This window comes from Amycolatopsis sp. NBC_01480 (assembly GCF_036227205.1).
In the GTDB taxonomy this organism is placed as follows: Bacteria; Actinomycetota; Actinomycetes; order Mycobacteriales; family Pseudonocardiaceae; genus Amycolatopsis.
In genome coordinates this window covers 8,371,723-8,398,013 of record NZ_CP109442.1, presented here as the reverse complement: position 1 = coordinate 8,398,013, position 26,291 = coordinate 8,371,723, and the positions used below count along the sequence as shown (strand labels likewise).

Genomic DNA, 26,291 nt, shown 5'->3' with positions numbered 1-26,291 from the left:
CGGGTGTGACTCAGGCGGTCCCCCGCCGCTTGGTCCAGATGTCGTAGGCCACGGCGGCCAGCAGCACGATCCCCTTGACCAGCATCACGCGCTCGCTCGGGGCGCCGATCAGGGACATGCCGTTGTTGATCACCGCCATGATCAGGCCGCCGGTGATCGCGCCGACCACCTTGCCGACGCCGCCCTGCACGGCCGCGCCGCCGATGAACGCGGCGGCGATCGCGTCGAGCTCGAAGTTCACGCCCGCCGTCGGCCCGGCCTGGTTGAGCCGCCCGGCGAAGATGATCCCCGCGAGCGCGGCCAGCACGCCCATGTTCACGAAGATCCAGAACGTCACCGATTTGACCTTGATCCCGGACAGCGTCGCCGCCTGGAGGTTGCCGCCGACCGCGTAGACGTGCCGGCCGAACACCGAGCGGCCCGCCACCAGCGAGTAGCCGACCACCAGCACGGCCAGCAGGATCAGCACCCACGGCAGGTTCTTGAACCGCGCCAGCTGCACGACCACGGCGAGCACCAGGATCGCGGCCCCGGCCACCTTCGCGACGAACACCGGGTACGGGTCGACCTCCTGGCCGTAACCGAGCCGCGCGGAGCGCTTGCGCTGCTGGGTGACGGCGATGGCGGCGACCGCGACCACGCCGGCCAGCAGGCTGAGCAGGTCGGCGCCGCCGAGCGGGCCGAGCCCGATGTTACCGAGGTAGCCGTCGGTGAAGCCGTTGGACAGGGTGCGGATCGCGTCGGGGAACGGGCCGATGCCCTGGTTGCCCAGCACGGTCAGGGTGAGCGCACGGAACGCCAGCATCCCGGCCAGCGTCACGATGAACGCCGGGATGCCGAAGTAGGCGACCCAGTAGCCCTGCCATGCGCCGATCAACGCGCCGGTGACCAGGGTGATCAGCACCGCGATCGGCCACGGCACGTGCAGGTTCACCATCAGCACCGCGGAGACCGCGCCGGTCATCGCCACCACGGACCCGGCGGACAGGTCGATGTGCCCGGAGATGATCACCAGGATCATGCCGACCGCCAGGATCAGCACGTAGGAGTTCTGCACGATGATGTTCGAGATGTTCTGCGGCTCCAGCAGCGCGCCGCCGGTGAGCACCTCGAACAGCACCACGATCAGCGCGAAGGCGACGTAGATCCCGCTCTGGCGCGGGTTGATCGAGATCCGCCGCGCGGGGGCGGCGCCCGGGGGCGCGGCGGGCCGGGCCGTGTCCGTTGCAGTCATTGCCGTTCCTTCGTCATGTACTGCATCAGCAGTTCCTGGGAGGCTTGCTCGCGGGTGGCCTCACCGGTCACCCGGCCCGCGGACAGCGCGTAGATCCGGTCGCACAGGCCAAGCAGCTCCGGCAGCTCGGAGCTGATCACCAGGATCGCTTTCCCTTGCGCGGCAAGGGAGTTGATGATCGAGTAGATCTCGAACTTCGCGCCGACGTCGATGCCGCGGGTCGGCTCGTCGAGGATCAGCACGTCCGGGTCGGTGAAGATCCACTTGGCCAGCACCACCTTCTGCTGGTTGCCGCCCGAGAGCTTCCCGGTCACGCTGCGCACGCTCGGCGCCTTGATCCGCAGGTCCCGCCGGAACCGCGCGGCGGTGTCGTGCTCGGCGGGCTCGTTCACCCAGCCGCGGCGCGCCAGCTTCGGCAGCCCGGCCGCCGAGACGTTGCGCTGGACGTCTTCGATCAGGTTCAGGCCGTAGCGCTTGCGGTCCTCGGTGGCGTACGCGAGGCCGTGCCGGACCGCGTCGCGGACCGACCGCACCTCGATCGGCACGCCGTCCTTCACCAGCCGGCCGGAGATGCCGGTGCCGTAGGAGCGGCCGAACACGCTCATCGCCAGCTCGGTCCGGCCCGCGCCCATCAGCCCGGCCAGGCCGACCACCTCCCCGCGCCGCAGCGTCAGGTTGGCGCGGTCGACCACGACCCGGCCCGGCTGGGTCGGGCTGTGCACCGTCCAGTCCTCGATCCGCAGTACCTCCTCGCCGATGTCGGGCTCGCGCGGTGGGAAGCGGTGCTCGAGGTCGCGCCCGACCATGCCGGTGATCAGGCGCTCCTCGGTCAGGCCAGCCGCGTCGAGGGTGTCGATCGTGCGGCCGTCGCGCAGGATCGTGACGGTGTCGGCGATCGCGATCACCTCGCCGAGCTTGTGGGAGATGATCACCGACGTGACGCCGTCCTCGCGCAGCCCCCGCAGCAGGTCGAGCAGGTGCGCGGAGTCATCGTCGTTCAGCGCCGCCGTCGGCTCGTCCAGGATGAGCAGCCGCACCTGCTTCGACAGCGCCTTCGCGATCTCCACCAGCTGCTGCTTGCCGACGCCGAGGTCACGCACCGGCGTCACCGGGGCCTCCGCGAGCCCGACCCGCCGCAGCAGCGCGGCGGCCTCGTGGTTGGTGCGGTTCCAGTCGACGAACCCGCGCCGCGCCCGCTCGTTGCCCAGGAAGATGTTCTCCGCGATCGAAAGCTGCCCGCACAGCGCCAGCTCCTGGTGGATGATCACGATCCCCCGGCGCTCGCTGTCGCGCACCGAGCCGAACTGGCACAGCTCGCCGTCGAACCGGATCTCGCCGTCGTAGCTGCCCTGCGGGTGCACGCCGGAGAGCACCTTCATCAACGTCGACTTCCCGGCGCCGTTCTCCCCGCAAATCGCGTGGATCTCCCCGCGGCGCACGGAAAGGGTGACGTCGGCGAGCGCGGTGACCCCGGGGAAGGTCTTGGTGATCCCGCGCATGCCGAGCAGCTCCGTCGTTTCAAGCTCGGTCGTTTCAAGCTCGGTCATTTCAGCTCGCCCGCGGTGTAGTAGCCGGAGTCGACGAGCTCCTTCTGGTAGTTGGCCTTGTCCACGACCACGGGCTGCAGCAGGTAGGACGGCACGATCTTCTTGCCGTTGTTGTAGTCGGTGGTGTTGTTGACCTGCGCCTTGCCGCCCTTGAGCACGGTGTCGGCCATCTTCACGGTGACGTCGGCCAGCTGGCGGGTGTCCTTGAAGACGGTCGAGTACTGCTCCCCGGCGATGATGGACTTGACCGACGCGACCTCGGCGTCCTGCCCGGTGACCACGGGGTACGGCTGGCCGGCGGTGCCGTAGCCGTTGCTCTTGAGCGCCGAGAGGATGCCGATGGAAAGCCCGTCGTACGGCGAAAGCACGCCGGCGACCTTCGCTCCGCCGGTGTAGGTCTTGGTGAGCAGGTCCTCCATGCGCCGCTGCGCGGTGGCCGGGTCCCAGCGCAGGATCGCGGTCGGCGCGAACGTCGTCTGGCCGCTCTTCACGACCAGCTTCCCGCTGTCCATCAGGGGTTTGAGCACGGACATGGCGCCGTTGAAGAAGAACGTCGCGTTGTTGTCGTCCGGGGAGCCGCCGAACAGCTCGATGTTGAACGGGCCCGGTCCGGTGCCGAGGCCCTTGAGCAGCGAATTCGCCTGCTCGACGCCGACCTTGAAGTTGTCGAAGGTGGCGTAGTAGTCGACGTTCGGGCTGTTGGTCAGCAGCCGGTCGTAGGCGATCACCGGGATCTTGTGGTCCGCCGCCTCCTGCAGCTGCGTGGTCAGCGAGGTGCCGTCGATGGAGGCGATCACCAGCAGCCGCGCGCCCTTGGTGATCTGGTTCTCGATCTGGTTGACCTGGGTGGGGATGTCGTTCTCGGCGTACTGCAGGTCGACCTTGTAGCCGAGCTTTTCCAGCGCCGACTTGATGTTGTCGCCGTCGTGGATCCAGCGCTCGGACGATTTCGTCGGCATCGTGACCCCGACCAGCGCCCCGGCGGCCGAACCGCCGGACGGGGCCTGGTCGGCGGTTTTCACGCTCGACCCGCAGGCGGCCAGGGTCAGCGCCAACGCCGCGACTGCGGCTCCTCGAATCCCTCGGATGAACCTCATTGTTCGTGCTCCTTTCAGAAGCCCTGGGCGAGCCGGTAGTAGGCCTGGTTCCAGCGGATCCGGTCGGCGAAGCCGGGGCCGGTGGTGGCGGCGTCGATGACCAGCAGCTCGACGCCGAGCAGGTGCGCGAAGTCGCGCAGCGTTTCCAGCGGCACCGCCTGGGTCAGCACGGTGTGGTGCGGCGCGCCGGCGGTGATCCACGACTCCGCGGACGTGGCCAGCGACGGCGAGGGCCGCCAGACCGCGCGCGCGACCGGCAGCCCGGGCAGCGGCTCGTCCGGCGGGACCACGTCGATTTCGTTGGCCACCAAGCGGAACCGGTCCCCGAGGTCGGCCAGGCCGAGCACCACACCGGGGCCGGGCGCCGCGTCGAACACCAGCCGCACCGGGTCCTCGCGGCCGCCGATGCCGAGCGGGTGGATCTCACACGACGGCCGGGCGGCGGCGATGCTGGGGCAGACCTCCAGCATGTGCGCGCCGAGGATCTTCGGCTCGCCCGGCCCGAAGTGGTAGGTGTAGTCCTCCATGAACGAGGTGCCGAGACCGGTGCCCTCGCCCATCCCCTTCACCGCGGCCAGCAGGGCGGAGGTCTTCCAGTCGCCCTCGCCGCCGAAGCCGTAGCCGTCGGCCATGAGCCGCTGCACGGCCAGCCCCGGCAGCTGCCGCAGTCCGCCGAGGTCTTCGAAGTTCGTGGTGAACGCGCCGAAGCCGCCTTCGCCGAGGAACTGGCGCAGGCCCAGCTCGACCTTCGCCGCGTACCGCAGCGACTCGTGCCGGGCACCGCGCTCGGTCAGCTCCGGCACCACCTGGTACGCCTCGGCGTACTCGGCCACCAGTCCGTCAGTGTCCTTTTCGGACACCCGGTCGACCAGTGCGACCAGGTCATTCACGCCGTAGGTGTTGACCGAGACGCCGAACCGCAGCTGGGCCTCCACCTTGTCGCCCTCGGTGACGGCGACGTCGCGCATGTTGTCGCCGAACCGGGCCAGCCGCAGCCCGCGCAGGTGGTCCGCGCCGATCGCGGCCCGCGCCCACGCGTCGATCCGGCCGACCACGCCCGGGTCGGCCGCGTGCCCGGCGACGGTCTTGCGCGGCACGGCCAGCCGGGTCAGCACGTGCCCGAACTCGCGGTCGCCGTGCGCGGCCTGGTTCAGGTTCATGAAGTCCATGTCGATGCTCTGCCACGGCAGCGACTCGTTGAGCTGGGTGTGCAGGTGCAGCAACGGCTTGCGCAGCGCGGACAGCCCGCCGATCCACATCTTCGCCGGCGAGAAGGTGTGCATCCAGGCGATCACGCCGACACACGCGGCGTCGGCGTTGGCCTCCAGCAGCAAGCGGCGGATCGAGGTGGCCTCGGTCAGCACCGGCTTGCCGACCAGCTCGGCCGACAGCCGCCCGGACGAGGCCAGCAGCCGCTGGATTTCCAGCGACTGGCCGGCCACCTGTGCCAGCGTCTCCTCGCCGTAGAGCGCCTGGCTCCCGGTGAGGAACCAGATTTGGGGCTTGTTCTGCGAAGGCATCGTTCTCCTCGGGTGCTCCCGGCCGGCCGGGATCAGCGCTGGCCGTAGACGTTCTGGTAGCGGGTGTAGAGCCGGTCGACGTCGGCCGGGGGCAGCGGCTCGGGCGTGCCCAGCTCGAAGGCCTTGTGGACGGTCCGGGCCACGTCCTCCACCAGCACCGCCGCCTTGACCGCGTCCCGCGCGGTGCGCCCGACGGTGAACGGGCCGTGGTTGCGCATCAGCACGGCCGGGGAACGGCTGGCCCGCAGCGTCTCGACGATGCCGCGGCCGATGGAGTCGTCGCCGATCAGCGCGAACGGCCCGACCGGGATCTCCCCGCCGAACTCGTCCGCGATCATCGTGAGCACGCAAGGGATCGGCTCGCCGCGCGCGGCCCACGCGGTGGCGTAGGTGGAGTGCGTGTGCACCACCCCGCCGACCTCGGGCAGGTGCCGGTAGACGTAGGCGTGCGCGGCGGTGTCGGAGGACGGCGCGAGCTCGCCGTGGCGCAGCCGCCCGTGCAGGTCGGTGACGACCATCGTGTCCGCGGACAGCTCGTCGTAGGACACCCCGGACGGCTTGATCACCATCAGCTCGCGCCCCGGCACCCGCGCCGAGACGTTGCCTGCGGTCCACGCGACCAGCGCGTTGCGGGTCAGCTCGCCGTGCAGGTCCGCGACCGTCCGGCGCAGTTCGGCGACGGTGCCGAGCAGTTCCTCGGCCAGTGCCGTGTCAGCCATGTCAGGACTGTCCTTTCCGGACGGAGGCGGCCTCGCGGCGGCGGGCGGCGAGGCGGTGCAGCACGTCGTTGCCGCCGCGGCCGAAGTGGTCGTGCAGCTCGCGGTACTCGGCGTAGAGCCGGTTGTAGGCGGCGACGTTCTCGCGCACCGGCCGGTACACCCCGCGCCGGACGGAGCCCATCGCACGCGACGCCGCGGTGATGTCCGGGTAGGCGCCGGCAGCCACCGCGGCGTGGATGGCGGAGCCGAGTGCCGGCCCCTGGTCCGAGCCGATCACCGACAGCGGCAGGTTCACCACGTCCGCGTAGACCTGCATCAGGAACGCGTTGCGCACCAGCCCGCCCGCCACCACCAGCTCGGTCACCGGCACCCCGGCGCGCTGGAAGGACTCGATGATCATGCGGGTGCCGAACGCGGTCGCCTCCAGCAGCGCGCGGTAGGTGTCCTCGGCGCGGGTGGCCAGGGTCTGTCCGACGACGACCCCGGACAGCTCGTGGTCCACCAGCACCGAGCGGTTGCCGCTGTGCCAGTCGAGCGCGACCAGCCCGTGCTCGCCGATCCCCTGGTTCGCGGCCAGCGAGGTGAGGTGCTTGTGCAGCGAGACGCCCGCCCGTCGCGCGTCCTCGTGGTACCGCGGCGGGACACCGTGCTCGACGAACCAGGCGAAGATGTCGCCGACTCCGCTCTGCCCGGCCTCGTACCCCCACAGCCCGGGCACGATCCCGCCGTCCACCACCCCGCACATTCCCGGCACCTCGCGCAGCTCCCGGGAACTGAGCACGTGACAGGTCGAGGTGCCCATGATCGCGACCATCCGGCCGGACCCGACCGCCTGCGCGGCGGGCGCGGTCACGTGCGCGTCGACGTTGCCGACCGCGACGGCGATGCCCGCCGGCAGGCCGGTCCACGCCGCCGCCTCGGCCGTGAGCGGGCCCGCACGGTCGCCGAGACGGCCGAGCGGCCGGTCGAGCTTGCCGGTCACGAAATCGGCGAACTCGGGGTTCAGCTCGCGCAGGAAGTCGGTGCTGGGGTACTGGCCGTCCTGGAGGATGCCCTTGTAGCCGGCGGTGCAGGCGTTGCGGACGTAGTGGCCGGTGAGCTGCCAGACGACCCAGTCGGCCAGCTCGACCCAGTGCACGGTCGCGGCATAGACGTGCGGCGCCTCCTCCAGGATCTGCAGCGCCTTCGCGAACTCCCACTCCGAGGAGATCAGCCCGCCGTAACGCGGCAGCCACTTCTCGTCGCGGTACCGCGCCAGCGCGTTGATCCGGTCCGCCTGCGGCTGGGCGGCGTGATGGCGCCACAGCTTCACGTACGCGTGGGGCTCGGCCGCGAACTCCGGCAGCTCGCACAGCGGCGTTCCGTCCACAGCGGTCGGCACCATCGTGCAGGCGGTGAAGTCGGTGCCGAGGCCGATGACGTCCGCGGGATCGACGCCGGCGTCGCGGATCGCGGCGGGGACGGCGGTCCGGAGCACCCCGAGGTAGTCCGACGGGACCTGCAGCGCCCAGTCCGGTGGCAGGGGCGCGCCGGTCGCGGGCAGCGTCCGGTCGACGACCCCGTGCGGGTACTCGTACACCGCCGTGCCCAGCTCGGCCCCGTCCCGGACGCGCACGACAACGGCGCGGCCCGAGAGCGTGCCGAAGTCGACGCCGACCGTCAGCGGCTCGCTCACCCAGCCCTCCCAGTAGTGTTAGCGCTAACATTTCGGCGACGTGAGAACACGGCGTCCTCCTTCGGTGGGGACCGCTCAGCGTGGTCCGGTGCTCTCCCGGACGATCAGCTCGGGCTCGACCAGGTGCCGGGCGTGCGGGTCGCCGCCGCCCATCCGCGCGGTGAGCAGGCCGAAGGTGCGCCGGCCGACTTCGATGAAGTCCTGGCGCACCGTGGTCAGCGGCGGGGTGAAGTACGCGGCCTCGGGGACGTCGTCGAAGCCCGCCACGTGCACGTCTCCCGGCACGGCGATGCCGGCCTCGGTGAACGCGCGCAGCAGCCCCAGCGCCATCTGGTCGTTCGCGGCGAAAACCGCTTCCAGGCCGGGTTTTTTGGCCAGATCGCGGCCGGCCGCGTAGCCGGACGCCGGGCTCCAGTCGCCGCGCAGGACGGGCAGCACCTCGGCGCCGTGGCGCTCCAGCGTCTCGCGCCAGCCGCGCTCGCGGTCGATCGCCTCCAGCCAGTCCTCTGGCCCGGCGACGTGCCACACCGTCGGGTGGCCGAGCGCGAGCAGGTGCTCGGTCACGCGGCGGGCGCCGTCGTACTGGTCCACCGAAATCACCGGAACCGGCGCGGACTCCCCGCCACCGACGGCGACCACCGGCACGTCCGAGGGCGCGCCCGCGAGGGCCCGCCCGGCCGTGACATGCGGGGCGATCACCACGATGCCCTCCACCGCCTGGCGGCGCAGACTCTCCACGGCGTCCGAAATGGACGATCGCCCTGGCCTGCTGACGCTGGAGATGGTGATGGCGTACCCGGCCTCGCGGGCGGCGTTCTCGATCCCGTGCAGGGTGCTCGCGGGACCATACAAATTGGACTCGAGCGCGACCACGCCGAGCGTGCCGGACCGCCCGGTGACCAGCGCGCGGGCGGCGGAATTGGGCCGGTAGCCCAGTTCTTCCACCGCGGCCAGCACCCGGGCCCGCGTCTCGGGCCGCACCGGACCGGTCCCGTTGATCACCCGCGACACGGTCATGTGCGAGACCCCCGCGACCTCGGCCACGTCCGTCAGACTGGCCTGCCGCTGCCCGGCCGCTCCCGCCATCCCGCCCACCGCCTTCATCGCCGCGTGGTCCCAGTCACTCGTTCAGGCGACAATGTTAGCGATAACAACGCCGGCGTCAAGCCTCATCTCGGTCACGGCGCCGGCTCCCATTCGCCGACGGTGGTGACCTCGCCGCGCTGGGGGAAGAGTTCGCGGACGAGGGTTTCGTGCAGGTCCGGGTCCGGGTCGGCGCAGGCGTCGGCCAGCACGGTCACCCGGTAGTCGAGGTCGACGGCCTGCAGGGCAGTGGATAGCACGACTCCGCTGGTGGAGATCCCGGCCAGGACCAGGTGCCCGACGTCCTGGGCGTCCAGCACCTGCCGGAGGTCGTTCCCGGCGAACGCGCTGATCCGGTTCTTGCGGACGACGACCTCGCCGTCAGCGGGGGCGACGTCGGGGTGGATGACGGCGCCGGGGTCGTCAGCGGTCAACACGTGTGGCGGGAGGCCGCCGAAGATCTTGTTGCGGGGGTGGGCATCCACGTGGCCGGGACGCAGCCGGGCGGCCACGTGGACGACCAGGATCCCCGCGGTGCGCGCCGTTTCGAGGGCGTGCACGGCGCGGGGCAGGAAATCGGCAGGCATACGGGCGAGATGGTTCCGCTGGAGATCCATGAGCAGCAGGGCGGTGCGGGACAAAATCGTGCCTTTCGTTCGGGCGAAGCCCCTCTCCCCCATGGCTTCCCGCATCATCTCAGCCATGGGGGAACCGGCGCGGCCCGGCCCTAGGCGCCGGCCCCGCCGTCGACCGGGATGATCGCGCCGGTCACCATCGAGGCGCGGTCGCTGAGCAGCCAGGCGGCTGCCTCGGCGACTTCGCGCGGCTCGGCCATCCGGCCCAGCGGGATCGACGCCTTGATCTGGTCGATGACGCCCGGGGTCGCGGTCTCCCAGGCGTCGATCATTTCCGTGGCGGTGCCGCCGGGGGTGATGCCGTTGACCCGGATGCCGTCACCGGCCCAGCTGACCGCGGCGGTTTCGGTGATGCTGTTGAGCGCGCGCTTCATGGCGCCGTACGCCGGTAGGCGGGGGTTCGCGCGGCGGCTGCCGATGCTCGAGGTGTTCACGATCGCGCCGCCGCCGGTGCGGCGCATCAGCGCGGCCTCGGCGGTCATGGCGGTCCAGTGGGAGCGGAAGTTCACTGCGAACTGCTCGTCGATGTCCTCGTCGCTGGTGGTGTCGAGCGGGCCGGGCCGCTGCTGGATGGCCGCGCCGTTGTTGAAGGCGCCGTCGATCCGGCCGTGCAGTTCCTCGACGCGGCCGACGGCGGCGCGGACGCCCGCCTGGTCCGCGAGGTCGAGAGCAACAGCGTCGGCGACGCCGCCTTCCGCACGGATCTCGGTGACGATGCGGTCGAGGGCTTCGGTGCCGCGGGCGGCGAGCACGACGGCCGCGCCTTCCCGGGAGAAGAGCCGGGCGGCGGCCTCGCCGATGCCGCGGCTGGCGCCGGTGATGAACACGACCTTGCCGGTGAGCAGGCCGATCGGAGTGGTGTTGGTGGTCATGCCGAAAGCATCACCGCGGTCCGGGAGCCGGAGACAGGCACAGACGGTACTAGGGTCCGCGGCCGCCGAAAGGGCACACTCGGGGTATGGACAAACAGGAACTCGGGGCGTTCCTCCGCAGCCGGCGTGAGCGGCTCCGGCCGGAGGACGTCGGGCTGCCGTCCGGCCCGCGGCGACGCACTCCGGGGCTCCGGCGCGAGGAGATCGCGGTGCTCGCGCACATCTCCACCGAGTACTACGTGCGGCTCGAACAGGGCCGCGCGCCACGTCCGTCGGCCGAAGTCCTGGCCGGGATCGCGGGCGCGCTAAGGCTGACCGACGCGGAGTCCGATCACCTGCACCTGCTCGCGGGCACCGCGCCCGCCCGGAACGGCCGGCACCGCCGCGATGTCCGCCCGAGCATCCTCGCGCTCCTGGAACGGATCTCGCAGACGGCCGGATTCGTGACGTCCGCAGTGTTCGAAGTGCTGGCGTGGAACGATCTCGCGGCCGCCCTGATGGAGGACTTCGCCGCGCTCGCCCCCGAAGACCGCAACCTCGCCCGGCGCGCGTTCCTCGGCCCGGCCCGACCGGACGCGAGCCTGTACGGAATCTCGGACGCTTCCGAGTTCCGGCAGCACGTCGTCATGGAACTGCGGGCCACGCTCGCCCGGTACCCGTCGGATCCCGCGGTGACCGGACTGGTCGACGACCTCCTGGCCGGCAGCCCCGAGTTCGCCCGCCTCTGGGAACGGCACGACGTGCAGGCCGTGCCGATGCTCACCAAGACCTTCCACCACCCGGCCGTCGGCGAGATCACCGTCGACTGCGACTCCCTGGCCCTGACCGACCGCGATCAGCACCTCGTGCTGTACACCGCGCCGGCGGGTTCTCGGGACGCGGAGGCGCTGGCGCTGCTGAACGTGCTGGGCACCGAGAGCCTCAACGCCGGCTAGCCGTCGATCTGCTTGTGGATCCAGCTGACCACGGCGTCCACGCGGGCGGTGGTTTCCAGGCCGGGCTGCGGGCAGTCCGGCCCGTTGTTCTCCACCGCCACGATCTGCCCGTTCTGGTCGCCGTCGGGGATGAAGTACGGGGAGCCCGAGTCGTCGGGGCACGGGCTGTTCTCGACGGTCCGCGGATCGACCGAGTCGATCTCCAGCTCGTACTGGTGCACCTTCTTCACCGTGAACCGGCCGTGCTTGAGGTGGTCGGACTGGACGGTGTCGTTGGCCGAGAGCGCGCCCCAGCCGGCGAACGACAGCGGGTCGTCGACCTTCGGCGCGCGGTCCGGCAGGGACAGCGGCTTGATGTCGGTGATCGGGGTGCTCAGCCGGGCCAGCGCGAGGTCGTTGACCGCCGACTGGCGCACGTCCACTACCTGCACCACGTGCCCGCGCGGGTCGGAGTCGGTGATCTTGCCGATGGTCACGTTCATGGTGAAGTCCGGCTTCCCGCCGGTCCGGACCATGTTGACGTCGTGAAAGCAGTGCCCGGCGGTGATGATCCAGTCCGCGGCGATCAGCGAGCCGCTGCAGCCGCCGCTGCGCACCCCGCCGGTGGGCAGCGGGATGTTGTCGGAGTGCAGCTTCGCGTTGAACGGCATCACGCTGGGCGGCAGCGCCGGCTTGGCCGGAAGCGCCGAGGCAGGGTGAACGCTCTGCCCGCTGGCCCCTTCGGCCACCGGGTGCTCGTCGGCCGCCTCCACCTTCTGGACGCTGACGTAGGTGCCGGCGACCCCGGCGCCGACAACGATGGCAAGAGCCAGCGCACCGGGACGGGCCGGTTTCCGGCCGGAACTCTTCTTCACACTCACCTAGACGGGTGACAGGGGCCGGAAGTTCACCCGATCGGCAGATCATCGCCCGAAAGGCCACGATCGCCGGGCCAGACGGACGGGATCTCCGCGGAGTCGGTCAGGCGCAGCTTTCGCCTGGCGCGTTGGAAAAACGTGGTCATGCCGAGCCGGACGACCCGCGCGGCGCTGGGCCGTGAGCACAGGTCGATGCTGTCACCAGGCTCGACGTAGCCGGCGACCTGCCCGTCCACCTCGACCGCCAGCCGTCCGCTGGAGGGCAGCACCTCCAGCGCCACCGTGTCGTGCACGGACAGGACCACCCCGCGGCTGTACGCCGAGTGCGGCGCGGCGGGTGTGACGAGCAACGCCTCGACGGCCGGGCTGGTGATCGGGCCGCCCGCGGAGAAGCTGTACGCGGTGGAGCCGGTCGGGGTCGCGACGATCACCGCGTCGGCCGCGTAGCTGACGAACGGCTGGTCGTTCACCCGCACCGCGACCACTGCGCTGCCGTCACCCGGCACCCGCACCACGGCCACGTCGTTGAACGCGGTCACGGTCTTGCCCCGCATGGTCGCGTCGACGGCCAGGCGGGGCTCGACGGTGAAGTCCTGCCCGTCGATGGCCGAGAGCGCGTCGGGCAGATCGGGCACGTCGACCTCGGCCAGGAAGCCGAGCTTGCCCAGGTTGACACCGAGCACCGGGGCGCGCTGACGGTCGGCCAGCCGCATCGCGCGCAGCATGGTCCCGTCGCCGCCGAGGCTGACCACCAGGTCGGACCGGCTGCCCAGCTCCTCGGGCGTGACCGGCACGGCGGCGCAGTCCAGCCGGTCGATCTCGTCCGCGATGCCGAGGATTTCGATGCCCCGGTTCGTCGCCCAGCCCAGGACCGCGGCGACCGCCGCCGCCGAGTCCCGCCGGGGGTGCAGCACCAAGCCTGCGGAGTGCATCGTCAGCGGGCCCCTTCACGAGGACGTTCCCGGATGGTCATGGCGCCAGTCTCCCCCGGAACGGCCCGGCTTGGCGAGATCCCCGACGGGGCCTGCGGTTAAGATCAGCGCCGTGACCAACCGCTTAGTTTGTTTGGGTGACTCCTTCACCGAGGGCGTCGGCGACGACGACCCCACGGCGCCGAACGGTGTGCGGGGCTGGGCCGACCGCGTCGCCGAGGTGCTGGGTGCGCGGGACCCGGAGTTCCGCTACGCCAACCTCGCCATCCGCGGCAAGCTGCTGCCGCAGGTGCTGGCCGAGCAGATCGAGCCGGCGCTCGCCATGCAACCGGATCTGGTCACGCTGTATGCGGGTGGAAACGACCTGATGCGCCCCAAGGTCGACGTCGACGCGCTGACCGACGCCTACGAGGGCACCGTCGAACGGCTGCGGGCCAGTGGCGCGCGAGTGGTCCTCTTCACCGGCGTCGACGGGGTCGAGGACGCGCTGTTCCGGACCATCCGCGGCCGCGTCGCGATCTACAACGAGCACGTCCGCGGCATCGCCGCCCGGCATGGCGCGCTGCTGGTGGACATGTGGGCCATGCGGCAGCTGCGCGACCGGCGGCTGTGGGCCGCGGACCGGCTGCACCTGAACGCGCTCGGGCACACCGAGATCGCGATCGAACTGCTGGGCCTGCTGGGAATCGAGCACGACCTAGTCCCGGCGGAGCTGGGCCCGCGCCCGCAGCTCAGCCCCCGCGAGCGGCGGGCGGAGAACCTGCGGTGGAGCCGCGAGCACGCGATGCCGTGGGTGCAGCGGCGGCTGCGCGGCGAATCCTCCGGCGACGCTCAGCCCGAAGCGGCCGACGCTGGAGCCGGTCGGCCCGGCTTTCTCACCGCACAACTGACCGCAGCTCAGGCTTGGTGGTAGGCGACGGCCGAGCGGAGGCCGTCGAACAGGACCGCGATGATGCGGTCGCGCAGGGCACCGTCGGCGCCGACGTGCTCGGCTGCCTTCGCAGTGCCGATGATCACCGGGATCAGCTCCGCGACGACGAGGTCGGACCGCACCGCGCCGGCCTCCTGCGCGCGGCCCATCAGCACGCCGAGCGCGCCGAGCAGCCGGACGCCGATCTCGTGCCGGGCGAACTCGACGTTCACGCCTGCCGCGCTGAGGGCCTCGAAGTACGCGGTCTTGGCGCTGGACATCTCGACCCAGCTGGTCAGGAACGAGAAGAACGCGGCGCCCGGGTCGGCCGAGTTCTGTGCGACCACGGCCTCCGCCTCGTCCACGAACCGGCGCAGCCGCACGTGGAGCACCGCCTCGAGCAGTGCCTCCTTGGTCGGGAAATGCCGGAACACCGTGCCGACGCCGACACCGGCCTGGCGCGCGACCTCTTCGGTCGGCGCGCTGGTGCCCTTGGCCGCGAAGACCGTCTCGGCGGCTTCGAGCACCTTGGCGCGGTTGCGCCGGGCGTCGGCGCGCAGCGGTTTCGGGTCCGTCACGGTGCCTGATGGTAGCCGGGCCTCGCCGGGCAGCACGCTGAGCACGTGTTCCGGCACGCAAACGGCACTGAGCCGGCCGCTAGGCTTGCCGGCCATGGACGAGCTGCGGGCCGAGCCGCTGACCGGTCCCCGGCTGAGCCTGGAACCCTTGCGCCCCGGGCACTCCGACGAGATGCACCCCGTGCTGGCCGACCCCCGGCTCTACGCCTTCACCGGCGGTGAGCCGCCGACGCCCCACGAGTTGCGTGCCCGGTATGCCCGGCAGTCGGTCGGCCGGTCCGGGGACGGCAGCCAGTGGTGGCTGAACTGGGTGGTGCGCGATACCGCGGACGGGCCGGCGGCCGGGTTCGTGCAGGCGACCGTCGGCCGGGATCTGGCGTCCGCGGAGGTGGCCTGGCTGATCGACGCGCGGTGGCAGGGCCAGGGACTGGCCCGGGAAGCGGCGGCGCTGATGCTCGGCTGGCTGGACGCGCGCGGCGTCACCGGCGTCTTCGCGCACATCCACCCGGAGCACGCCGCCTCGGCCGCCGTCGCCCGGCACCTCGGGCTCACGCCGACCGGGATCGTCGAGGACGGCGAGGTCCGGTGGGAGCGGACCGTCACCTAGCCCCCGGATTCGGTCACTGCCCGAAACAGTCAGCCCGTTTCGGCGGTGAGGAATCGTCAAGCACCCCGACATACCTCACACTATGGTGTGACGCCAGTCACGAGAGGTGTGCGAAACATGGTTCTAGGCGACAACGAGGTCACCCAGTCAGTCGACGCTTCCGCCCGCGACCGCCGGGTCCAAGTCCGGCGGGCGGCCCTGGCCGGGTCGATCGGCACGACCATCGAGTGGTACGACTTCTTCCTCTACAACACCGCCGCGGCACTCGTCTTCCCGCATCTGTTCTTCCCCTCGTCCACGGGTTACGCCGGGGTGATGCAGTCGTTCGCGACCTACGCGGTCGGGTTCGCGGCGCGTCCGGTGGGCGCGGCGATCTTCGGGCACTGGGGCGACCGGCTGGGCCGCAAGACCACGCTGATCGTCACGCTGCTGCTGATGGGCCTGTCCTCGGCGGTGGTCGGGCTGCTGCCGGGCACGGCGGCGATCGGGTTCGCCGCGCCGTTGATCCTGGTGCTTTTGCGGCTGGTGCAAGGGATCGCGATCGGCGGTGAGTGGAGCGGCTCGGTGCTGCTCGCGATGGAATGGGGCGATCAACGCCGGCGCGGGCTGCTCGCGAGCTTCGCCCAGGTCGGCGTTCCGGTCGGGCTGGTGCTCGGCACGGGCGGCATGACGCTGCTTTCGGCCACGCTGTCGCGCGCCGATTTCGACGCGTGGGGCTGGCGGATCCCGTTCCTGCTGAGCCTGGTGCTGGTGGGCATCGGCCTGGTGATCCGGCTGCGGATCCTGGAGACCCCGATGTTCGCCGCCGTGGTGGCGGACAAGAAGACCTCGCGCGCGCCGGTGAAGGACGCGGTGCGCCACCACTGGCGCGAGATCCTGCTCTCGGCCGGGCTGCGGTTCAGCGAGCAGCTGCCGTTCTACCTGTTCACCAGCTACGTGCTCGTGTATGTGGTGCAGCGGCCGGAATTCAGCAACACCTTCGTGCTCACCGCGGTGCTCGTCGGCGCGGCGGCGGAGCTGGTGCTGATCCCGGTGTTCTCGCAGCTGTCCGATCGGATCGGGCGGAAACAGGTGTACCTCACCGGTTCCGTGCTCACGGCCGCGATCGCCTTCCCGTACTTCACCGTGCTGAGCCACAGCGGGCACGCGCTGATCTTCGTCGTGATCATCGTTTCGCTGATCGCGCACGCGCTGCAGTACGGGCCGCAGGCGGCGCTGATCGGCGAGAGCTTCCCGACGCATCTGCGGTACGGCGGGGCGGGGCTGGGTTATCAGCTGGCTTCGGTGTTCGCGGGCGGGCCGGCGCCGTTGCTGGCGACCTGGCTGCTGCACAAGACGGGCACGCCGTACTCGATCTCGATCTACATCGTGTTGTCGGCGGTAGTCACGATCCTGTGTGTGATCGCGCTGCCGGACCGGTCGAAGGCCGACATCACCGACTTGAGCGTCTACTCCCGTTGAGCTGACCCGAGAAGCGGGGCCCCGCCGTGGTGGCGAGGCCCCGCTTCTTTCGTGCTCAGCGCTGTTGAGGAGGTCCGCCCTGCGGGCCGCCGAACGGGCCCTGCTGCGGGAACGGGCCGCTGCCCGGGCTCTGCTGCGGCGGGCCGCCGAACTGCGCGGGCGGGCCCTGGTACGGGCCGCCCGGCGGGGTCGGCGGCTGCTGCGGCTGCGGGAGCGACGGCGGGCCCTGCTGCTGGCGCTGCTGGACTCCCGGCGGCGGGCTCGAGGGCTGCGGAGCCAGGGCCGGCGGAAGCGCGTCCTCTTCCTCTTCGACGTCGTCGGCCGAGGAGGCGGGGCCGATGGCGCGGCGGGGCCGCTCGGTGCCGAGCGGCCCCGGAACCTCCTTGCGGGCCACGGCTTCCGCGGCGGCGACGGCCTCGGCGACCTTCGGGTCGCTGGAGGTGTCGAACCAGCCGGCGACCTCTTCGTCCTCGAGCTCGGGCCGCTGGGGGCTGTCGTCCTTCGGCGGCTCGTAGCGGAAGACGCCGTCGTCGCCGGGGGCGCCGAGCGCGCGGGCGAAGCCTTCGAGGGCCTTGCCGTAGTCGCTGGGGATCATCCAGACCTTGTTCGCGTCGCCCTGTGCGAGCTGCGGCAGGGTCTGCAGGTACTGGTACGCGAGCACCTCGGGCGTCGGGCGGCCGGCCTTGATGGCGGCGAACACCTTCTCGATCGCCTTCGCCTGGCCCTGCGCCTGAAGGTAGCGGGCGGCCCGTTCACCCTGCGCGCGCAGGATGCGGGACTGCCGCTCGGCCTCGGCCGCGAGGATCGCCGCCTGCTTCTGGCCTTCCGCGGAGAGGATCTGGCTCTGCTTCTGGCCTTCCGCGGTCTTGATGGAGGACTCCCGCTGGCCTTCCGCGGTGAGGATCATCGCGCGCTTCTCCCGGTCCGCGCGCATCTGCTTCTCCATCGAGTCCTGGATCGACGCGGGCGGCTCGATCGCCTTCAGCTCGACGCGCGCGACGCGGATGCCCCAGCGGCCGGTGGCCTCGTCGAGCACGCCGCGCAGCTGGGTGTTGATCGCGTCGCGGGAGGTCAGCGTCTCCTCCAGGCTCATGCCGCCGACCACGTTCCGGAGCGTGGTGGTGGTGAGCTGCTCGACGCCGATGATGTAGTTCGAGATCTCGTACACCGCGGCGCGCGAGTCGGTGACCTGGAAGTACACGACGGTGTCGATGTTCACCGTCAGGTTGTCCTCGGTGATCACCGGCTGCGGCGGGAACGAGACGACCTGCTCGCGCAGGTCGATCCGCGCGCGGACCTTGTCCAGGAACGGCACCAGGAACGTCAGGCCGGGCGAGGCGACCGTGCGGAACCGCCCGAGGCGCTCGATCACCGCCGACTGCGCCTGTGGCACCACCATGATCGCCTTGACCACCGTGATGATGACGAACAGGGCCAGCAGCGCGACCACGACGATCGCTATTGTCGACAAGAGCTTCTCCCCTTACCTAGTACCGTTTTCCTGGACTTTCCCGGACGTTCTGGGGTCACGAGAGGATGTCCACCACCGCGGTGGCACCGGAGATCTCGACGACGGTGACGCTGGTGCCGGGCGCGATCGGCGGCTGGGCCTCGTGCACGGCGCGGGCGGACCAGACCTCGCCGCCGATCTTCACCTGGCCGGCGTCGTAGTCCACTGTGGACACGACCACGGCGCGGGCGCCGACCAGGGCGTCGATGCCGGTGGCGATGTGGGAGCCGGCGAGGAAGCGGCGCTTGAGCGCGGGGCGCGCGAGCACGATCAGCCCGACCGAGCTGACGGCGAACACCGCGACGTCGATGACCGGGTTTCCGGTGATCGCCGCGGAGCCGGCGCCGAGCAGCGCGGCGATCCCGAGCATGATCAGGACGAAGTCGCCGGAGAGCACTTCGGCGATCATCAGGACGATGCCGACGATCAGCCAGATCAGAGCCGCTGCCATGGCCTCATGCTCTCAGATCGCGTCGGTTCGCACCGGGCAAGTGACCCGACGTGACCGACGCGTGACCTTGGACAAAAGGGACATAATCGCGCTACTCCGCCGGCTCGGTGACGAAGTCGATGAGCCGCTCGACGGCGCCGATCAGCGGCGTTTCGAGGTCCCGGAAGCTGCTCACCGCGGCCAGCACCCGCTGCCAGCCTTCGTAGGTCTCGCCCCAGCCCAGCGCGTCGCAGATGCCGACTTTCCACTCGATCCCGCGCGGGATCTCGGGCCAGGCGCGGATGCCGACGGCGGACGGTTTCACGGCCTGCCAGATATCGATGTACGGGTGGCCGGTGACCAGCACCTGCTCGTCGCGGACCTGCTCGACGAGGCGGGATTCCTTGCTCCCCGCGACCAGGTGGTCGACGAGCACGCCGAGCCGCCGCCCGGGGCCGGTGCCGAACTCGGCGATGCGGTCGGACAGGACGTCGACGCCGTCCAGCGGCTCCACGACCACGCCTTCGACGCGCAGGTCGTGGCCCCAGACGCGCTCGACCAGCTCGGCGTCGTGTTTGCCCTCGACCCAGATCCGGGAGTCGCGCGCGACGCGGGCCTGCAGGCCCTGCACCTTCACCGAGCCGGACGCGGAAACCCGCTTCACCGGCGCGGCGGCCTTCTTCACCGGCACCAGGGTGACGGGCTTGCCTTCGAGCAGGAACGCCGCCGGGGCCAGCGGGAACACCCGGTGACGGCCGCGCGCGTCTTCGAGGACGACGTTGCCGTACTCGATCTTCACCACCGCGCCGCAGTAGCCGCTGGCCGGGTCTTCGACCACCAGGCCGGGTTCCGCCGGCACCTCGGGCACCTTCCGCTTCCGCGGGCCCGACAGCACGTCGTCATACGAATGGGAGCGCACGGTGGGAAAAGCTAGTGGTGCCGGGGTGGCCGCGTCCTGGCGCCACGCCGGTCAGCGCGCCATCTCCAGGAGGGCGTCGGTGAACGGCGTGGACCGGCCGGCCCGGAGCGGGGCCATGGCGACGAGCGGGGCGAGCGCGGCGCACCAGGCGCGGACGCGATCGGCGTCGAGGCCCGGGAGCTTCGTGACGCCGTCGTCGAGAGTGCCGCCCGCGACCATCGGCAGCAACGCCCAGTCGACGGCGTCGAAGGCCGGGTCGCCCAGGCACGGCCGGGGGTCGATCGCGACGGTGCCGCGCGCGGGGCCGGCGTCGAGGACGTTGCCGGGGTGCAGGTCGCCGTGTAGGAGCGCGACGGGGCCGCCGGTGGCGAGGTCTTCGGCCCGGGCGCGGGCGTGGTGCAGCAGGTCCAGCGGCAGCCGGGATTCGGCGGCCGAACCGCGCAGGCGGCGTTCGGCCAGCTCGAACATCTGCCCGACGCGGGTGGCCAGCGACGGGAACTGGACCCTGGGCAAGGGGACGCTGTGCAGCTGGGCGAGCAGGTCCCCCACCTCGGTCCACGGCACGTCCGCGCCGCGCCCGGCCAGCTGGGTGCCCGGTTCGAGGCCTTCCAGCAGGACGGCGCCTTCCTCGAGGTCGGCGTCGAGGACCTGCACCACCCGGGAGAGACCGGCCCAGGTCAGCAACGCGGTGGCCTCGCCGGCGGTGACCTCCTGGTCCGGGCAGAGCTTGAGCACCCGGCTCTCGCCTTCGGTCCCGCGGCACATGAGCGTGCGCCCGGTGTTGCCCGGACGGGCCTCGACGACCGTCAGGCCCCAGCGCTCGGTGAGCCGCGCGACCAGCGCGGGCAAGGCATCGCACCACGGGCCGACCTGCGGGCCGAAGCGATCGACGAGACGGGCGCGGGCCGCGTCGTCGAGGATCGCCGTCATCGGAACAGCGCTGTCATCAGAACAGGGGCCAGGGGATGGCGCGCCAGTCGTCGCCGGGCTCGGGGAAGACGCCCTCGGCGAGCAGGTGGTCGGCGCGCTGGCTGAGCGCGCGGATCTCGAACGCGGTGAGGTGCTCGCCGAGGTCCGCGCCGAGCTTGCCGTCCAGCTCGGACCGCAGCTTGCGCAGCTTCTCCACTGCCTCGTCCGGGACCTGCTCGCCGATCCAGCCCCACAGCACGGTGCGCAGCTTCGGGTCGGTGTGCAGGCAGATGCCGTGGTCCACGCCGTAGACGCGGCCGTCGGTGCCGGCCAGCAGGTGGCCGCCCTTGCGGTCGGTGTTGTTGACGACGATGTCGAGCACCGCCAGCTCCCGCATGCCCGGGTGGTCGGCGTGCGCGAGGACCGCGGGGTCGCCGAGCCGGTCGTGGGCGTGCAGCACGGTGCGCCAGCCGTCCGGGACGTCTTCGGGCGCGCAGACGTCGACGACCTCGTTCTCGCCGGTCTCGACCCAGAGCTGGACCATGCCGGGGCCGAACGGGCCGTCGCGCAGCACGGTCGGCGGGATCGCGCCGAGGCCGGAGACGTCGGAGATCATCGCGGTGGCGACCTCGCGGCCGGCCAGCGTGCCGTCCGGGAAGTCCCACAGCGGCCGCTCCCCCGAGACCGGCTTGTACACCACCCGGCCGGTGACGCCGGCCAGCTCGATCGCGCAGAACAACGTCACGTTGGACGCGTCCACGAGCCGGCCCTCGACGTCGATGCGGCCGTGCGTGACGAATTCGCGGGCGGCGGGGTCGGCCGGTCCGGGTGGGCTGCTCGCCACGGGCGGCCTCAGTCCTCGGTCACGTCGACGTCGCGGCGGTAGCCGTTCTGCCGGGGGCAGATGTGGCCGGCCGGGTCGAGCGGCTCCGCGCACAGCGGGCACGGCTTGCGCCCGGCGTTGACGACACGGTCGGCCCGCTCGGAGAAGGCGCGCGCGGCCACCGGGGTGAGGAACACGCGGACGGCGTCCGGGCCCTCCTCGGTGTCGTCGAGCACGACGGTCTCGTCGACCTCGCCCTCGGTGATCGCGAGCAGCTCGACGACGACGGCGCCGGAGTCGGCGTCCCAGCCCAGGCCCATGGTGCCGACGCGGAACTCCTCCTCGACCGGCACAGTCAGCGGCGCCACGTCTACCTGGTCCTCGGGCACGTCGTCGGGGACGTCGGCGCCGAACCGGCTGGCGACCTCCTCGAGCAGCGCGCTCAGGCGCTCGGCGAGGACGACGACCTGCTGTTTTTCGATCGTCACGCTGATCGTCCGGACGTCCTCCGACGCCTGGAGGTAGAACGTGCGATCACCGGGCTCGCCGACGGTCCCGGCGACGAACCGGTCGGGCTTGCGGAAGACGTGGATTACGCGAGACATAGCACTTACGACCCTAAGCCACGCGGGCATGATCGGCATCCGCCGCCCCTGGTTGACCGGGATTTCAGCGCGCTGCGTGCGTGTGCGGCCACGCTGCGGATCGCCGTTAGGCTCTTCGGGTGCCTGAGCTCTCACCTTATGGAACATGGACCTCACCCGTCTCGGCCGCGGACGCAGCGGCGGCCGGGGGCGGCGCGTCGTGGCTCGACCGGGTCGGCGGCGAGCTGTGGTGGGCCGAGGGCCGGCCCGCCGAGGGCGGCCGCGTCGCGCTGGTCCGGCTGACGGCGGACGGCAGTGTGCAGGACGTGCTGCCCGCGCCGTGGAACGTCCGCAACCGGGTGCACGAGTACGGCGGCCGGCCGTGGCTGGTCATCGGTGAGACCGTGGTCTTCACGCACTGGGCCGACCAGCGGGTGTACGCGCACGACCTGACCTCCGGTGAGACCACGGCGCTGACGCCGGAACCCGCGCAGCCGCAAGGAGTCCGTTACGGCGACCTGCGGCCCGGTCCCGGCGGCGAGGTCTGGGCGGTGCGGGAGAGCAGCACCGGCCCGCGGCGCACCGACATCGAACGAGCGCTCGTCGCAATCCCGCTGGACGGCGCCGAGCGTGTCCTGGTCGACGGGCGCCGGTTCTTCACCGCGCCGCAGCTGTCGCCGGACGGCGCGCACGCGGCGTGGCTGGCGTGGGACCACCCGGCGATGCCGTGGGACGGCACGGAGCTGTTCGTCGCGCCGGTCGCCGCGGACGGCACGTTCGGCGACGCCCGGGTGCTGGCCGGCGGCGCGGACGTCGCGGTGTGCCAGCTGGAGTGGGAGTCGCCGGACCGGCTGCTCGCGCTGCTTGACCCGGACGGCTGGTGGAACCTGCACCGGATCGGGCTGGACGGGTCCGTCGTGAACCTCGCCCCGGTGGCGACGGAGCTGGGCGGGGCGCTGTGGAAGCTCGGCCTGCGCTGGTTCACCCCGCTCGGCGGCGGGCGGCACGCGGTGCTGGACGCCGGGCGGCTGGCCGTGCTGGACGAGCGCGACGGCTCGGTGTCGCCGGTCGAAGCGGTGGCCGGGGAGCTGACCAGCTGGTCGTCGTCCGGGCTGGCCGTGGTCGACGGCGCGGTGACCGGCATCGCGGCGGGCGCGCGGCGTGAGCGCGCGGTGGTGAGCGTGGACCTGGCGGCCGGCACCTGGGCCGAGCTGACGCCGCAGCCGGCGGACCTGCCCGCGCCGGAGTACCTGCCGGTGCCGCAGGAGCGGGTGTTCACCGCGCCGGACGGCTCGGCGATCCCGGCGTTCGTGTTCCCGCCGGCCAACCCGGGCTTCACCGCGCCCGAGGGTGAGCGGCCGCCGTTCGTGGTCCACGTGCACGGCGGTCCGACTGGCAGCTCCGACGCCTCGCTGGACCTGGACTTCGCGTACTTCACCAGCCGCGGCATCGGCGTGGTCGCGGTGAACTACGGCGGCTCGACCGGCTACGGGCGGGTGTTCCGGGAGCGGCTGCGCGAGCAGTGGGGCGTGGTGGACGTCGGCGACTGCGTGGCGGTGGCCGAGGCGCTGGTGGCCGAGGGCATCGCCGACGGCGCGCGCCTGGCGATCCGGGGCGGCAGCGCGGGCGGGTTCACCTCGGCCGCGTCGATCACCATGACCACGACGTACGCGGCGGCGACGGTGAAGTTCCCGATCCTGGACCTGGCCACGTGGACGGGCGCGGGCGGCGAAACCCATGACTTCGAGTCGCAGTACCTGCACAGCCTGGTCGGGCCGTACCCGGAGACGCTGGAGCGGTACCGGGAGCGCTCGCCGATCACGCACGCGGGCTCGCTGGCGGGGCCGGTGCTGTTCCTGCAGGGGCTGGAGGACCAGATCTGCCCGCCCGAGCAGGCGGACCGGTTCGTCGCCGGTTTGGCCGGGCGCGGCGTCGACTACGCGTACCTGCGGTTCGAGGGCGAGCAGCACGGGTTCCGCAAGGCCGTGACGATCATCGCGGCGCTGGAGGCGGAGCTGTCGTTCTACGGGCAGGTGTTCGGGTTCCCGACGCCGGGTGTGGCGAAGCTGGAGCTTTCCCGGTGAGACCGCCGCGGTTGAAGGCCGGGGACACGATCGCGCTGGTGGCGCCGTCCGGCCCGGTGCCGGCGGACCTGCTGGAGGCGGCGCTGCCGGTGCTGCGCGGCTGGGGGCTGAAGGTCCAGGTGGGCGCCTCCGTTCGGGCTTCCGCGTCGGGTTACCTGTCGGCGCCGGACGAGGCCCGCGCGGCGGAGTTCACCGAGGCGTGGCTGGACCCGGAGGTGACGTGCGTGCTGGCCGCCCGGGGCGGGTACGGCGCGCAGCGGATGCTGGACCTGGTGGACTGGCCGGCGTTGCGTGAGGCCGGGCCGAAGGTGCTGGCGGGGTCGAGCGACGTGACGGCGCTGCACCGCGCCGTTTCGGTCCATTTAGGACTCGACACGCTGTTCTCGCCGATGCCCGCGAGCGTGCTGTTCGACGCGTTCGCCGCGGAGCACTTGCGGCGGACGCTGTTCGAGCCGGAGCGGCACCGGGTGCTGCGCACGGCGGAGCCGGACGTGCTGGTGCCGGGCCGGGCGTCGGGGGTGCTGGTCGGCGGGAACCTGTCGTTGCTGGCGGCGGGGATCGGGACGGCCGAGCAGGGCTCGGCGCGCGACGGGATCGTGCTGCTGGAGGACGTGACCGAGAGTGTGTACCGGCTGGACCGGATGCTGACGCAGCTGCTGCGCGCGGGCTGGTTCGACGGCGTGCGCGCGGTGGTGCTGGGCTCGTGGGCCGCGTGCGGGGACCCGGCGGAGATCCGGTCGCTGCTGCTGGAACGGCTGGCGCCGCTGGAAGTGCCGATGCTGGGCGACTTCGGGTTCGGGCACGTGGCGTCGTCGCCGACGGTGCCGCTGGGCGCGCGGGCGGCGCTGGACGTGGAGCTGGGCACGCTGGCACTGGACTCCCCCGCGCTGGCCTGACGCTACGGTGCCGCTATGCGACTGTCTGCTGAGGACGCCCGGGCCCGTTTCTCCGCGGCCCGCGTCGCGCGGCTGGCGACGGCCGGCGCCGACGGGGTGCCACACCTGGTCCCGGTGACGTTCGCGGTGCACGGCGACGCGGTGGTGTTCGCCGTGGACCACAAGCCGAAGACCACGACGGCGTTGCGGCGCCTGGCGAACATCGCGGCGAACCCGGCGGTGTGCTTCCTGGTCGACGAGTACGCCGAGGACTGGTCCCAGCTGTGGTGGGCCCGTGCGGACGGCGTCGCCCGGGTCCTGGACTCGGCCGACCGCGCGGAGCCACTGCAGTGGCTGACCGCGAAGTACGAGCAGTACGCAGCCCACCCGCCGGAGCACGCCGTGGTGTCGACGCTGGTGCACTCCTGGCGCGGGTGGGCCGGCTCGTAAGGACTCGTGAGTGTTGAGAACGGTTCTAACCGGTATAAACACTCACGAGCCTTTAGGCGTCTGCCCGCATGTGCTGCCGCGCCCAGGTTTCGAAGCTGGTGAGCGGCAGACCGAGGTCCGTCGCGAACTGGGGGCGGGCCGGTTGGCCGACCACGTTCAGCCACTCGTGCGAGGCGCCCATCGCGGGCATTCCGGCGGCGAGGGCCTCGGCCTCGGTCAGGTCCGGTGCGGCCAATTCCCGGCCCAGCACAAGGGAAAGGGTCGCGGTGATCTCCGTCACCGAGCGGTAGTCGCCCGCCAGTTCCAGTTCGACGCCGTCGAATCGCGCCGAGTCGGCGATGGCCGCGGCGGCTGCCGTGCCGATGTCCTCGACCGCGATCAGCGACAGCCGGGTGTCCGGTTTGATGACGCTCACGAGACCGCCCTCAACACCCCGCGGGAACAGGAAACGCAATGAGGGCAAGAAGTTCTCCATGAAGAACGCCGGCTTCAGCAGCGTCCAATGCGGGAATCCGGCGGCGCGTACGCGATCCTGGATCGCGGCCTTGGCGCCCAGCGTGCCTTCCATCGAAGCCCAGCGGCCTTCGGTCCAGCCGGGAGCCTCGACGTGCTGTCCGGCGCCGCTGACGGAGGTGTGCACGAACTGCGGCACCCCGGCGGTTTTCGCAGCCTCGATGAGGTTGACGCCCTGGGTCACCTCGCCGTCGAAATCGAAGGCTTCGCCGGTGAAACCGGGCATCTGCACGGAAAACACGGCGCGGGCGCCCTTGGCGGCGCGGGTCACGGACTCGCGGTCGTGCAGGTCGCCGGTGACCAATTCGGCACCGAGCGCTTCGACGGCCTTCGCCCCGGCGGCGCCCGGATCACGCACCATAGCGCGGACCGGAACGCCCGTGGCGAGCAGCGCACGGGCGGTGGCGCCGCCCTGCCGCCCGGTGGCGCCGGTGACGAGGACAGGCGCGGACTCAACAGACATGGTGCTCCTCGGTAAGGGTCAAGCTGATTAAGTGGCGGGCCCCGCCGTTTCTGTTCCGCTACGATACGG

At 71.7% G+C, this 26,291-nt stretch carries 25 protein-coding genes and 1 pseudogene; 7 read left to right on the top strand and 19 right to left on the bottom strand.

All coding sequences use genetic code 11. From position 1 onward, the window contains the following. Positions 1–10 precede the first annotated feature (10 nt). The 9 genes from mmsB to OG371_RS39480 all read right to left on the bottom strand — a co-directional run bounded on the left by mmsB (position 11) and on the right by OG371_RS39480 (position 10,382). Positions 11–1,234, bottom strand: a complete 1,224-nt coding sequence (gene mmsB, locus OG371_RS39520; RefSeq protein WP_329061522.1) for a multiple monosaccharide ABC transporter permease — start codon at positions 1,232–1,234, stop codon at positions 11–13. Beyond that, a complete protein-coding gene (gene mmsA, locus OG371_RS39515) occupies positions 1,231–2,781 on the bottom strand; it encodes a multiple monosaccharide ABC transporter ATP-binding protein (protein WP_329061520.1) in 1,551 nt (516 codons plus the stop codon). Before mmsA ends, mmsB begins: the two co-directional genes overlap by 4 nt. After that, positions 2,778–3,878, bottom strand: a complete 1,101-nt coding sequence (gene chvE / locus OG371_RS39510) for a multiple monosaccharide ABC transporter substrate-binding protein (protein WP_329061518.1) — start codon at positions 3,876–3,878, stop codon at positions 2,778–2,780. The genes mmsA and chvE overlap by 4 nt, the downstream gene beginning before the upstream one ends. 14 nt (positions 3,879–3,892) lie before the next feature. Further along, positions 3,893–5,398, bottom strand: a complete 1,506-nt coding sequence (gene araA / locus OG371_RS39505; RefSeq protein WP_329061516.1) for an L-arabinose isomerase — start codon at positions 5,396–5,398, stop codon at positions 3,893–3,895. 32 nt (positions 5,399–5,430) lie between these two features. After that, positions 5,431–6,117 (bottom strand): L-ribulose-5-phosphate 4-epimerase, encoded by a 687-nt coding sequence (locus OG371_RS39500; protein ID WP_329061514.1) that lies wholly within the window; start codon positions 6,115–6,117, stop codon positions 5,431–5,433. 1 nt (position 6,118) lies between these two features. Beyond that, positions 6,119–7,792, bottom strand: a complete 1,674-nt coding sequence (gene araB, locus OG371_RS39495; protein WP_329061512.1) for a ribulokinase — start codon at positions 7,790–7,792, stop codon at positions 6,119–6,121. A 75-nt stretch (positions 7,793–7,867) separates the two neighbouring features. Next, on the bottom strand, positions 7,868–8,896 hold the full coding sequence (locus tag OG371_RS39490; protein WP_329061509.1) for a LacI family DNA-binding transcriptional regulator: 1,029 nt from the start codon (positions 8,894–8,896) through the stop codon (positions 7,868–7,870). Positions 8,897–8,970: 74 nt separating this feature from the next. Beyond that, positions 8,971–9,555, bottom strand: a complete 585-nt coding sequence (locus OG371_RS39485; RefSeq protein WP_329073387.1) for a cysteine hydrolase family protein — start codon at positions 9,553–9,555, stop codon at positions 8,971–8,973. 47 nt (positions 9,556–9,602) lie between these two features. Continuing rightward, the gene (locus OG371_RS39480; RefSeq protein ID WP_329061507.1) at positions 9,603–10,382 is read right to left on the bottom strand and encodes an SDR family NAD(P)-dependent oxidoreductase; all 780 of its coding nucleotides are present in this window, start codon (positions 10,380–10,382) and stop codon (positions 9,603–9,605) included. Positions 10,383–10,468: 86 nt separating this feature from the next. Here OG371_RS39480 and OG371_RS39475 point away from each other — a divergent pair, with 86 nt between their 5' ends. Continuing rightward, positions 10,469–11,317, top strand: a complete 849-nt coding sequence (locus OG371_RS39475; RefSeq protein ID WP_329061505.1) for a helix-turn-helix transcriptional regulator — start codon at positions 10,469–10,471, stop codon at positions 11,315–11,317. On the opposite strand, the gene OG371_RS39470 is transcribed toward OG371_RS39475, so the two are convergent. Both OG371_RS39470 and OG371_RS39465 read right to left on the bottom strand, forming a co-directional pair. Further along, a complete protein-coding gene (locus tag OG371_RS39470) occupies positions 11,314–12,171 on the bottom strand; it encodes a S1 family peptidase (protein WP_329061504.1) in 858 nt (285 codons plus the stop codon). The genes OG371_RS39475 and OG371_RS39470 overlap by 4 nt on opposite strands. A 32-nt stretch (positions 12,172–12,203) precedes the next feature. Continuing rightward, positions 12,204–13,106, bottom strand: a complete 903-nt coding sequence (locus OG371_RS39465; RefSeq protein WP_329061502.1) for an NAD(+)/NADH kinase — start codon at positions 13,104–13,106, stop codon at positions 12,204–12,206. A gap of 112 nt (positions 13,107–13,218) precedes the next feature. On the opposite strand from OG371_RS39465, the pseudogene OG371_RS39460 reads away from it, so the two are divergent. Then, a pseudogene (locus OG371_RS39460) lies at positions 13,219–13,996 on the top strand (SGNH/GDSL hydrolase family protein). Positions 13,997–14,003: 7 nt separating this feature from the next. Here OG371_RS39460 and OG371_RS39455 read toward each other — a convergent pair. Continuing rightward, entirely contained in the window at positions 14,004–14,594 is a 591-nt protein-coding gene (locus OG371_RS39455) for a TetR/AcrR family transcriptional regulator (protein ID WP_329061500.1), read from the bottom strand. Between the two features lie 94 nt (positions 14,595–14,688). Between OG371_RS39455 and OG371_RS39450 the strand changes: the two genes are divergently transcribed. After that, positions 14,689–15,201: a GNAT family N-acetyltransferase gene (locus tag OG371_RS39450; protein ID WP_329061498.1), complete on the top strand. Its 513-nt coding sequence runs from the start codon at positions 14,689–14,691 to the stop codon at positions 15,199–15,201. Positions 15,202–15,318: 117 nt separating this feature from the next. Beyond that, positions 15,319–16,662: an MFS transporter gene (locus tag OG371_RS39445; protein ID WP_329061496.1), complete on the top strand. Its 1,344-nt coding sequence runs from the start codon at positions 15,319–15,321 to the stop codon at positions 16,660–16,662. A 55-nt stretch (positions 16,663–16,717) separates the two neighbouring features. On the opposite strand, the gene OG371_RS39440 is transcribed toward OG371_RS39445, so the two are convergent. The 6 genes from OG371_RS39440 to OG371_RS39415 all read right to left on the bottom strand — a co-directional run bounded on the left by OG371_RS39440 (position 16,718) and on the right by OG371_RS39415 (position 21,858). Then, the gene (locus OG371_RS39440; protein ID WP_442876203.1) at positions 16,718–18,061 is read right to left on the bottom strand and encodes an SPFH domain-containing protein; all 1,344 of its coding nucleotides are present in this window, start codon (positions 18,059–18,061) and stop codon (positions 16,718–16,720) included. 127 nt (positions 18,062–18,188) lie between these two features. After that, positions 18,189–18,623 carry an NfeD family protein gene (locus OG371_RS39435; RefSeq protein ID WP_329061494.1) on the bottom strand — a complete coding sequence of 145 codons (435 nt, stop codon included), beginning with the start codon at positions 18,621–18,623 and terminating at the stop codon, positions 18,189–18,191. Between the two features lie 91 nt (positions 18,624–18,714). Continuing rightward, positions 18,715–19,521, bottom strand: coding sequence for a DUF3097 domain-containing protein (locus OG371_RS39430; RefSeq protein ID WP_329061492.1), 807 nt, complete (start codon positions 19,519–19,521; stop codon positions 18,715–18,717). Between the two features lie 51 nt (positions 19,522–19,572). Beyond that, positions 19,573–20,451: an aminoglycoside phosphotransferase family protein gene (locus OG371_RS39425; RefSeq protein ID WP_329061490.1), complete on the bottom strand. Its 879-nt coding sequence runs from the start codon at positions 20,449–20,451 to the stop codon at positions 19,573–19,575. A gap of 16 nt (positions 20,452–20,467) precedes the next feature. Next, positions 20,468–21,274 carry an SCO1664 family protein gene (locus OG371_RS39420; protein ID WP_329061488.1) on the bottom strand — a complete coding sequence of 269 codons (807 nt, stop codon included), beginning with the start codon at positions 21,272–21,274 and terminating at the stop codon, positions 20,468–20,470. Between the two features lie 8 nt (positions 21,275–21,282). Continuing rightward, entirely contained in the window at positions 21,283–21,858 is a 576-nt protein-coding gene (locus OG371_RS39415; RefSeq protein WP_329061486.1) for a DUF3090 domain-containing protein, read from the bottom strand. Between the two features lie 119 nt (positions 21,859–21,977). Here OG371_RS39415 and OG371_RS39410 point away from each other — a divergent pair, with 119 nt between their 5' ends. From OG371_RS39410 to OG371_RS39400, 3 genes are read left to right on the top strand one after another with little or no spacing between them, the layout of a single operon-like run. Continuing rightward, the gene (locus OG371_RS39410) at positions 21,978–23,921 is read left to right on the top strand and encodes a prolyl oligopeptidase family serine peptidase (protein ID WP_329061484.1); all 1,944 of its coding nucleotides are present in this window, start codon (positions 21,978–21,980) and stop codon (positions 23,919–23,921) included. Further along, positions 23,918–24,817 carry a S66 peptidase family protein gene (locus OG371_RS39405; RefSeq protein WP_329061483.1) on the top strand — a complete coding sequence of 300 codons (900 nt, stop codon included), beginning with the start codon at positions 23,918–23,920 and terminating at the stop codon, positions 24,815–24,817. Before OG371_RS39410 ends, OG371_RS39405 begins: the two co-directional genes overlap by 4 nt. A gap of 15 nt (positions 24,818–24,832) precedes the next feature. Next, entirely contained in the window at positions 24,833–25,246 is a 414-nt protein-coding gene (locus OG371_RS39400) for a TIGR03668 family PPOX class F420-dependent oxidoreductase (RefSeq protein WP_329061481.1), read from the top strand. Positions 25,247–25,298: 52 nt separating this feature from the next. Here the strand turns inward: OG371_RS39400 and OG371_RS39395 are convergent, their stop codons facing one another. Then, the gene (locus tag OG371_RS39395; RefSeq protein ID WP_329061478.1) at positions 25,299–26,222 is read right to left on the bottom strand and encodes an NmrA family NAD(P)-binding protein; all 924 of its coding nucleotides are present in this window, start codon (positions 26,220–26,222) and stop codon (positions 25,299–25,301) included. Positions 26,223–26,291 lie beyond the last annotated feature (69 nt).